The organism is Streptomyces sp. NPDC056296, from assembly GCF_042268605.1.
Classification (GTDB): Bacteria; Actinomycetota; Actinomycetes; order Streptomycetales; family Streptomycetaceae; genus Streptomyces.
The window spans coordinates 17,921-27,411 of record NZ_JBHJRX010000085.1; the positions used below are offsets into that span (position 1 = coordinate 17,921).

A 9,491-nucleotide genomic window follows, 5' to 3' on the forward strand; every position below is an offset into this window, starting at 1 on the left:
CGGCGGCCGTGCCGGGCATCGCGTGGGAGCGCGGGACGGCCCGTGTGCTGCACGAGGGCCGTCCGGTCGGAGTGGCGTTCCTGATCCCCGACGGGTTGCTGCTCACGTGCGCCCACGTCGTCGCCTCCACCGCGGGCCTTCCGGAAGACGAACCGCTGCCGGAACTCCTTCCGGTCACCCTCGACTTCCCGCTGCTGCCCGGACGGCCCGAGGCCGCGGCCACCGTGCACTTCAGTGTGCCGGTTGCCGGCGACAGCAGCGGTGACGTCGCCGTCCTGCAACTGACCGGTGAGCCCCCGCCGGGTGCCGTACCACTGCGGATCGTGGAGGCGGACGACCTGGCCGGGCACCGCTGGCGGGCCTTCGGGTTCCCGAGGTATCCGGGACGGGGCGGCAGCAAGGACGCCGGAATCTGGACCCGCGGCACCGTCGAGGGCCGCGAGGGCACTGGCTGGTGGCAGCTGACCTGCGACGAGGAGACACCGTTCCCGCTGGCCGGCGGTTTCAGCGGAGCGCCGGTGTGGGACGAGGAGTACGGCGGCGTCATCGGCGTCGTCGTGGCCGTCGAGGGGGACCAACGGCGCCGGACCGGCTACGCGCTGACCGTGGAGTCCCTCACCCGGGAATGGCCCCAGCTGCGCAGGAGGCTCCTGGCGGACAGCCCGTACCGCGAACTGCTGTCGTTCACCGAGCGCGACCGCGCCGTCTTCCACGGCCGTACGACCGAGACACAGCGGCTGATCGAACTCCTCGAGCAGCAGCAGGTACCCGTCCTCCCCGTGCTCGGCCCCTCCGGCGTCGGCAAGTCCTCGCTGGTCGGCGCCGGCCTGCTCGGCCACCTCGACAGCGACCGGTACGTGATCGCACGCCTGCCCCTCGGGCTGCGCCTCACCGCCGAGGAGCTGCTGGCCTGGGCCCTGGCCTCGGCGGGGGACGCGGACACCATGCAGTCGGACTGGCACGACCGCTGGTCGGCGCTGGCCCGGCAACTCACCGACGAGCAGGGCATCCGTGCCGCCGTCGAGCAGACACTGGCCCGCCACGGCGTACGCTCCCGCCTGGTGCTCGTGGCCGACCAGTTCGAAACGCTGCTCGCGGACGCGCCCGACACCGCACGCCGGCTGGACTCCATACTCGGGGTGCTGACCGCTCGCCGCACGGACGGCAGCCGTCCCGCCCAGGCCGTGGTGGTCGCCCGGATCGACTACCTCTCGCAGATCGAGCAGCTCCCCCACCTCCGAACAGCATGGGACGCCACCTCGGCGGTGGTCCAGCCGATGACGCGGACGCAGCTGCGGGAGGTGATTACCCGTCCGCTGGAGCGGCACGCGGGGGTCCGGTTCGCCGACGGCCTGGTCGAGCGACTCCTGCAGGACACCCCGCCCGGTCCGGCCGCGCTGCCGATGCTGGAGTACACCCTGAGCCGACTGTGGCACCGACAGGAACGCGGGTGGCTGACCACCACCGCGTACCAGCAGCTCGGCGGCGTGGAGGGGGCCCTGGCGAAAGACGCGGAGAGCAGGCTGTGGGCCTGGGCGGACGGGGCCGAACGGCAGGCACTGGAGCGGATCTTCATCCAGCTGGTACGTCCCGGCGAGCAGCTGGACGCGGGGGAGCGCGGCCCGGACACCCGCCGGGTCGCCGCCCGCACCGAGTTCTCCGAGGGCGACTGGACGTTGATCCACCGGTTGGCCAGCACGCGGCTGGTCGTGGTGACGCGCCGTCCGACGGGGAGGGACACCGCTGAGCTCGCGCACCAGGCACTGGTGGAGAAGTGGCCGCAGCTGCAACGCTGGGTCGAGGAGAACCGGGAGTTCCGCGGATGGCAGGAAGGGCTGCGCCGTTCCTTGCAGGCGTGGCAGGAGCAAGGCCGCCCGAAGGCACTGGTCCTCAGCCGGGAACAGGTCGCGGAGGCGCGGCGGTGGATCGGCGCACGCGCCACCGAAGTACCCGTCGAAGAAGCCGAGTTCGTCGAGACCAGTGCTCAGGTCCAGCAGCGTCGCACCCGTCGGCGCCGCTTGATCCTCGCGGGCTTCGCCGTGCTCACCGTCCTCGCTCTCGTCGCGGTGTCCCTGGCCACCCGCAACGCCCGCGACAGCAGTGAGCAGCGGGCCCTGGCCGCCGGCCGGAGCCTGACGGAGCAGAGTCGGCAGCAGGCCGGTGCCGACCCGGCCCTGGCGGTTCGTCTTGCCCTGGCCGCGCAGCGCGTCTCCCCGACTCCGGAGACCCGCGCCCGGCTGCTGTCCTCGGTGTACTCGCCCGTACAGGTCACCCTGACGGGGCATACCGAAACGGTGGAGTCGGTCGCCTTCAGCCCGGACGGACGAACCCTTGCCACCAGTGGAGACGACGGCACGGCACGACTGTGGGACGTGGCGGGGCGCCGGCAGCTTGCCGCACTCGACGGCGGTAGCCGCCAGGTGCACACAGCGGCGTTCAGCCCCGACGGCAGGACCGTCGTCGCCGGTCACGACGGGTGGGAAGCAGGCCTGTGGGACGTGCGCACCCGAAAGCAGACCGCAGTCCTGACCGGTGCGGGAGGTCCGGCTCTCTACACGCCGGACGGAGACACGATCGCCACTGGAGGCCGTCAGGGAAAGGTCCTGCTCTGGGACGCCCGTACTCATCAGAGGATCGACGAACTCCGGGTCCATCGCAGCAACGAGGATGCCGGGCCCTCCCATCTCGCCTTCAGCCCGGACGGCACCACCCTCGCCGTCACCGTCGGCGGCTTCCGCGCCGGCAAGGGCGACCAGTCCGAGGTTCAGCTCTGGAATGTGCGGGAGGGACGGCGCACGGCCACGCTGAAAGGCCACACGGGACAGGTGACGTCGCTGGCGTTCAGCCCGGACGGCGAGACGCTGGCCACGGGGGCGAGTGACGCCACGGCGCGCCTGTGGGATGTACGCCGGCACCGCCCACTGGCCACGCTCCCAGGACACAGCAACACCGTGTGGGACGTGGCGTTCAGCCCGGACGGCCGGATCCTGGCGAGTGGAAGCCATGACCGTTCCATCTGGCTGTGGGACGTGGAGGAGCACACGGCCGTGACCGTGCTGAACGGCCACACCGGGGGTGTGAACGCACTCGAGTTCAGCCCGGACGGCGCGATGCTGGCCAGCGGGTCCTCGGACGCCACGGTCCGGCTGTGGGACATGCGGGTCGGGCAGCCGCTCGTCACGATCGCCACGGACGGTCCGGCACCGAAGGCCGCGACCACGGCACCTGAAGCCGTGTACAGCCCGGACGGGAAGGTGCTGGCGGTCAGCGACGACACCGGGGCCGTCCGCCTGTACGACGCCCGTACGCGGCGCACGCTGGGCCGGCTGACCGGGCACAGCGGCAACGTGAACTCGCTACGGTTCAGTCCCGACGGCAGTCTCGTCGCCGCGAGCAGCCACGACAGCCCGCTCGTCATGCTCTGGGACGCGCGCACCCACCGCCGCCTCGCCTCGCTCGACGGCCATCGCAGGCCCGTGCAGTCCGTCAATTTCAGCCCGGACGGCCGGACCCTCGCCACCAGCAGTTACATCGACGGGACGACCCGTCTGTGGAGCGTACGGACCCATGAGCAGCTGGCTTCCCTCGACGCCGGGGCCGGCTGGACGGCCTTCAGCCCGGACGGCAGGACTCTCGTGACCGGCGGCTTCCAGTCCTCGTCCGTGCACCTGGTCGACATCCGGACCCACCGTCGCGTCGGCACCCTCGACGCGGTCAACAAGAGTATCCACTCTGCCGCCTTCAGCCCGGACGGCAGCACCCTGGCCATGGCGAGCGGGGACGGAAAGCTGAGGCTGTGGGATCTCGGCCGCCGCCGCCTCACCGCGACACTCACGGGGCACACCGACATGGCGCAGTCGGTTTCCTTCACCCCGGACGGGAAGACCCTCGTCAGCAGTGGCCGGGACGGCGCGGTCGTCCTGTGGGACGCGCACACCCACCGTCGCATCGCCACCCTCACGGGCCACACTGGCGTCGTCTGGTCGGCCGCCGTCAGCCCGGACGGGAAGACCCTGGCAACGGTCGGTGACGACCGCGCGATACGCCTCTGGGACATCGGGACCCACCGGCAGTTGGCCCTGTACACCGGCCATACCGGTGTCGTGAACTCGGCCTTCTTCTCCCCGGACGGGAACACCCTCGTCACCAGCAGCTCCGATATGACCGTACGGCTGTGGGACACCCGCGCCTTCAGCGACCTCGACACCCTCACGGACCGGGCCTGTACCCTCGCGGGCCGGTCCCTGACCGAACAGGAATGGCACCGGTACGTCCCTCACGGAGTCGCGTACCGCCGGATTTGCCCATGACGGCGACCGCTCGGTGTCATGGCGGCTCGCCGTGGAGCCGGTGAGCGTGTTCCGCGCGTTCCTCACTTCGCAAACGGACCATGTCGACTCTGCGCTGTCGTACCGACTCGACCCAGGCGGCCACGTGACCGCCGAAGTCGACGACACTCGAGAGGGGAACCTCCTCGGCAACCGCGAAGAGTGCCAGCAGGTCGTCCGCCGACGTGTCGCCGCTGTCGCAGGCCGGGCACAGGTCCGCCTCCCGGAAGCCCTCGACGGGACGCCCGGCGGTGTTCGTCCATGAATGACCGAACCGGACACGGAGCAGTGCCGCGCCTCCGCAGCGGGCGCACGGCGGTACCTCGTCGATCCGGACGGCGATCCCATCACCGTCGGTCATGCCACACCGTGCCAGGTGTCCTGACCGAAGGAGCCCTTGATGTCGGAGGCGATCGTGGCCGCGTTCACCATCGACTGCAGCAGGTAGACCGTGGTCTTCCGCGGGCCGCGTACGAAGAGGTGGACGGGGTTCTCGCCGGGGTGGGCGCCGATGATGCGCTTGAGCTCCCTGACCATCGGTTCGTTGACGCGGTGGTAGGGGAAGGCCAGTTGGACAGGTGCCGCTCCGTCGCGCTCGGCGGCCGTCACGTCGAGGACCTGTAGTTCCTGGCCGAAGACGCTGAGGGAGCCGTCCCGGTCGTTGATGCGCCCCTGGACGGAGATCACGCTGTCCTCCACCAGCGCGCCCAGCACGAGCTGGTAGGTCGCGGGGAAGAAGAGGACCTCGATCGTGCCGTCGCGGTCGGCGAGGTTCACGATCGCCCAGGCGTTGCCCTGCTTGGTCACCTTGTTCTGGACGCTGGTGATGAGCCCGGAAAGCCGCACCGTGCCCTCGGTCCGCCCGGAGGCCAGCAGGTCGGGGATGGTGGTGTCCCGGTGGGCGGCGAGGATGTGCTCGGTGCCGTCCAGGGGGTGCGCGGAGACGTACATGCCGAGCATCTCGCGCTCGGTGGACAGGAGCTGCTTGCGCGGCCACTCGCCGTCGTCGATCCTCATGTCGAGGCCGAAACCGGACTCGCCCTCGTCGGTGCCGCCGCCCAGCCCGGCGAACAGGTCGTCCTGGCCGTAGGCCGCGGCCTTCTTCAGGGGGACGACCGCGTCGATGGCCGCCTCGTGCACGGCGCACAGTCCCCTGCGGGTGTGACCGAGCGAGTCGAACGCGCCGGCCTTGATGAGGGATTCGACGGCCCGCTTGTTGAGGGCCGGCAGGTCGGCCTTGTCGAGGAAGTCGGCGAAGCCGGTGAACTTCCCCTTGGACTTCCGGGCCGTGATGACCGTGTCGATGACGTTGTCGCCGACGTTGCGCACGGAGCGCAGGCCGAAGCGCACGTCGTCACCGACGGCCGTGAACTCCGCGACGGACTCGTTGACGTCCGGCGCGAGGACGGTGACGCCGAGCTTGCGGGCGTCGGCCAGGTAGATGCCGGCCTTGTCCTTGTCGTCGCCGACGGACGTCAGCAGCGCCGCCATGTACTCGGCCGGGTAGTTGGCCTTCAGGTACGCGGTCCAGTAGGAGACGAGGCCGTAGCCGGCGGTGTGGGACTTGTTGAAGGCGTAGCCGGAGAAGGGGAGCATCACGTCCCAGATGGCCTTGATGGCCTCCTCCGAGTAGCTGTTGGAGGCCATGCCGTCGTGGAACTTCTGCCACTCGGCGGCCAGGACCTCGGGCTTCTTCTTGCCCATCGCCCGGCGCAGCATGTCGGCGCCGCCGAGCGTGTAGCCGGCCAGGGTCCGGGCGATGGCCATGATCTGCTCCTGGAAGATGAGCAGGTGGTGGGTCGAGCCCAGGATGGGGTCGAGGACCTCCTGGAGCTCCGGGTGGATCGGGTCGGCCTCCTGCTTGCCGTTCTGCCGCAGCGCGTAGTTCGTGTGCGCGTTGGCGGCCATCGGACCGGGCCGGTACAGGGCGAGGGCGGCGGCGATGTCCTCGAACCGGGTCGGTTCCATCAGCTTGAGGAGCGCGCGCATGCCGCCGCCGTCGAGCTGGAACACGCCGAACGTGTCGCCGCGGCCCAGGAGCTCGAAGGTCTTCTCGTCGTCGAGAGGGATGACGACGGTGCCGGTGTCGCCGTCCACCGGGTCGACGGTGGCGAGCTTGACGCCGCGGTTCTCGCGGATGTTCTCGATGGCGTGGTCGATGACGCCCAGGTTCCGCAGGCCCAGGAAGTCCATCTTGACCAGCCCCATGTTCTCGCAACTGGGGTAGTCGAAGCCGGTGATCTTCACGCCGTCCGAGGCACGCATGTGCAGCGGGATGCGGTCGGTGAGCTTGGTCTTGGACAGGATGACGGCGGCCGCGTGCACGCCGGTGCCGCGGGTCAGGCCCTCGACGCCCTTGGCGGTGTCGATGACCGTCTTGACGTCCGGCTCGTTCTCGTACATCGTCCGGATCTCACCGGCCTCGCCGTAGCGCGGGTGCGCGGGGTCGAAGATCCCGTCCAGCGGGATCGACTTGCCCATGATGTCCGGAGGCAGCGCCTTGGTGATCCGTTCACCGTGGCTGAAGGGGTAGCCGAGGATCCGTGACGAGTCCTTGATCGCGTTCTTGGCCTTGATCTTGCCGAACGTGTTCACCATGGCGGTGTACTCGTCGCCGTACTTCTCGGTGACGTACCGGACCATCTTGTCGCGCTGACGGTCGTCGAAGTCGAGGTCGACGTCCGGGGGGTTGATCCGCTCGGGGTTGAGGAACCGCTCGAAGAGCAGGCCGTGCTCCAGGGGGCACAGCTCGGTGATGCGGGTCGCGTAGGCGACGATCGAACCGGTGGCCGACCCACGGCCGGGGCCGACGGGCACGCCGTTGTCCCGCGCGTACTTGCAGATGTCCGCGACCACGAGGAAGTACGAGGAGAACCCCATCGGACCGATGATCGACATCTCGGTCTCGAAGCGCTCCAGGACCTCGGCGGGGACGGGATCGCCGTACCGCATGGCAAGCCCCGTCAGGCACTCCTTGCGCAGCCAGGACTCCTGCGTCTCCCCTTCCGGCACGTCGGGGAACTGCGGCATCTCGTCGACGTTGTCGAAGACCTCGTCGTAGGACCCGATCCGCTCGGCGATCAGGAGCGTGTTGTCGCAGGCCTCGGGAAGCTCCGCGAACAGGGCCCGCATCTCGGCCGCGGACTTCAGGTAGTAGCCACTGCCGTTGAAACGGAACCGCTTCTCGTCGGCCTTGTTCTTGCCCACGCCGATACACAGCAGGTTGTCGTGCGCGTCGGCCTGGCTCTCGTGGACGTAGTGCGCGTCGTTGGTGGCCAGAAGAGGGATGTCCAGCTCCTTGGCCAGGCGCAGCAGCCCTTCGCGAACATCCCGCTCGATGGACAGATCGTGATCCATCAGCTCCAGGAAGTAGTTCTCCCTGCCGAAGATGTCCTGGTAGGCGGAGGCGACCTGCCTGGCCTCGTCGTACTGGTTCAGGCGGAGCCGTGTCTGGACGGCGCCGGACGGGCATCCGGTCGTCGCCACGACGCCCTCGGCGTGCTCGGAGATCAGCTCCATGTCCATGCGGGGCTTGCCCGCGGGGAACTGGCCCGTGTACGAGGCTTCCGTGGACATGTAGAAGAGGTTCCGCAGCCCCTGCGCCCCCGTCGCCCACATGGTCATGTGGGTGAAGCGGCCACCGCCACTGACGTCCTTCGACCCCTCGCCGTCGTCCGACATGGCCCGCTGGCCACCGGGTCCCCAGAACTCCTGCCGCCGGTTCCGGCGCGAGGAGGGGGCCACGTACGCCTCGATCCCGATGATCGGCTTGACCGAGCCGAAGCCCTTGGCCACCTGCTGGAACTCGTACGCGCCGAACATGTTGCCGTGGTCGCTCATGGCGACGGCCGGCATGCCCTGCCGGTCCACCTCCGCGAACATCGGCTTCAGCTTCTGAGCGCCGTCGAGCATCGAGTATTCGGTGTGATTGTGCAGGTGAACAAAGCTGTCAGCCACCAGGCGAGCACCTCCGAAGGCAGTCTCGTGAAGCCGCACCTTAACCCTGGGAGCAAGATCAATCCGGGGGTCTCCGCAGCCCGCCGCGCCGCGTCAACTGGGGTCAGTGCGGCTGACCTTGTCGTATCGCGCGGAGAGGGCAAACTCGCTCGGCGTGTCGTGCCGGACCTGCCGGTGAGGGTCTCCAGGAGCGCGATCACTGATCGGTCACGGGCTGCTGAAGGCGCGGGGACCGGGCGAGGGCGGATCTGTTGGTTGGGGCTGTGCCTGCGGGGGCGGGGAGCAGGGCCCAGCGGTGCGGGAGGACGCGGTCACCGTCGCTGGAGGGGTGCGCTTCCTGTACGAGTAGGCGCGGACGCACCGGTAGCTGCCCTCGTGTCGGTGCTGCCGGAGTCTGCATTCCGCCGCTCGTCGTGACCAGTGAAAGGTCCGCTGGCATGACTGGCGCCCTGGTTATGCAGACCCACCCCGCACCTTCGGCAACCACGGCCCAGCGACGGCTCGCCCCTCCAAGCTGTCGTGCGCAGCAGAGATGTCAGTGCCGCGCGAGGCGGGCAGTCTCGGACGCAGCAAGACACTTGTTGTTACAGGAGGGCTAGGCTCACGAGCAGGTCCAGGCCGTTCTCGTCTGCCCGGAACGCCGCCAGTCCGGTCTCGTCCACGAGCATCCGTGCGTCGCTGGCCAGCCATAGAGCCAGAGCTTCGAGTATGTCTTCTGCGGCTGCCTCAGCTGTTGCAGTCTCTGCGTCCAGGGCTGCGGACACAGCGTTGCGGGCCTGCGCGACGGTGGGCGCCAGGCGGTGGCCAGTAGAGCCGTTGATGTACCAAGAGACCAGGATCACGCGGGAAGGCTATCCATCCAACGGCCCCGTTGATGAGGTGGTGCCGGGAAGTGCGCGAGCGCCACTTCCCGGACGACCACCCGGCGTTCCCTGTGGCCCACCGTGCCGCCGACACCGGCCGAAGCGCCGCCGCCGCGCCGCCGAGTGTGGTCGGCCATGCCCCGTCCGAACGCCGGGCCCGCCTGTGCGAACTGCGCCCCACCTGGGTCCAGCGGCTGCGGCCCAACCGGGCTGCACAACGACCTCCCGCCCTGCTGGTACCGGCACCGTGTGAACGATCACGTAATTCCCCGGGCCCGGCGTCACGTAATTCCCCAGGTCCTGACCTCGTCCATGTCTACTTGATCGAGGGCTTGCCTGTCTT

4 protein-coding genes are annotated in these 9,491 nt (G+C 69.4%); 1 reads left to right on the forward strand and 3 read right to left on the reverse strand.

Translation table 11 applies throughout. From position 1 onward, the window contains the following. The first annotated feature begins 8 nt into the window (after positions 1-8). Complete coding sequence (locus ACFCZF_RS37745) at positions 9-4,310, forward strand: trypsin-like peptidase domain-containing protein (protein WP_376675503.1); 4,302 nt, start codon at positions 9-11, stop codon at positions 4,308-4,310. A gap of 16 nt (positions 4,311-4,326) precedes the next feature. Here the strand turns inward: ACFCZF_RS37745 and ACFCZF_RS37750 are convergent, their stop codons facing one another. The 3 genes from ACFCZF_RS37750 to ACFCZF_RS37760 all read right to left on the reverse strand — a co-directional run bounded on the left by ACFCZF_RS37750 (position 4,327) and on the right by ACFCZF_RS37760 (position 9,127). Beyond that, positions 4,327-4,689, reverse strand: coding sequence for a DUF6300 family protein (locus ACFCZF_RS37750; RefSeq protein WP_376675504.1), 363 nt, complete (start codon positions 4,687-4,689; stop codon positions 4,327-4,329). Further along, positions 4,686-8,285: a DNA polymerase III subunit alpha gene (gene dnaE, locus ACFCZF_RS37755; protein WP_376675505.1), complete on the reverse strand. Its 3,600-nt coding sequence runs from the start codon at positions 8,283-8,285 to the stop codon at positions 4,686-4,688. Before dnaE ends, ACFCZF_RS37750 begins: the two co-directional genes overlap by 4 nt. Before the next feature lie 584 nt (positions 8,286-8,869). Continuing rightward, positions 8,870-9,127: a hypothetical protein gene (locus ACFCZF_RS37760; protein ID WP_337307966.1), complete on the reverse strand. Its 258-nt coding sequence runs from the start codon at positions 9,125-9,127 to the stop codon at positions 8,870-8,872. Between the last annotated feature and the right edge of the window lie 364 nt (positions 9,128-9,491).

Excerpts from the sequence above, each read along its gene's own strand:
- ACFCZF_RS37750 (WP_376675504.1), bottom strand. The coding sequence starts at position 4,689 with ATGACCGACGGTGATGGGATCGCCGTCCGGATCGACGAGGTACCGCCG.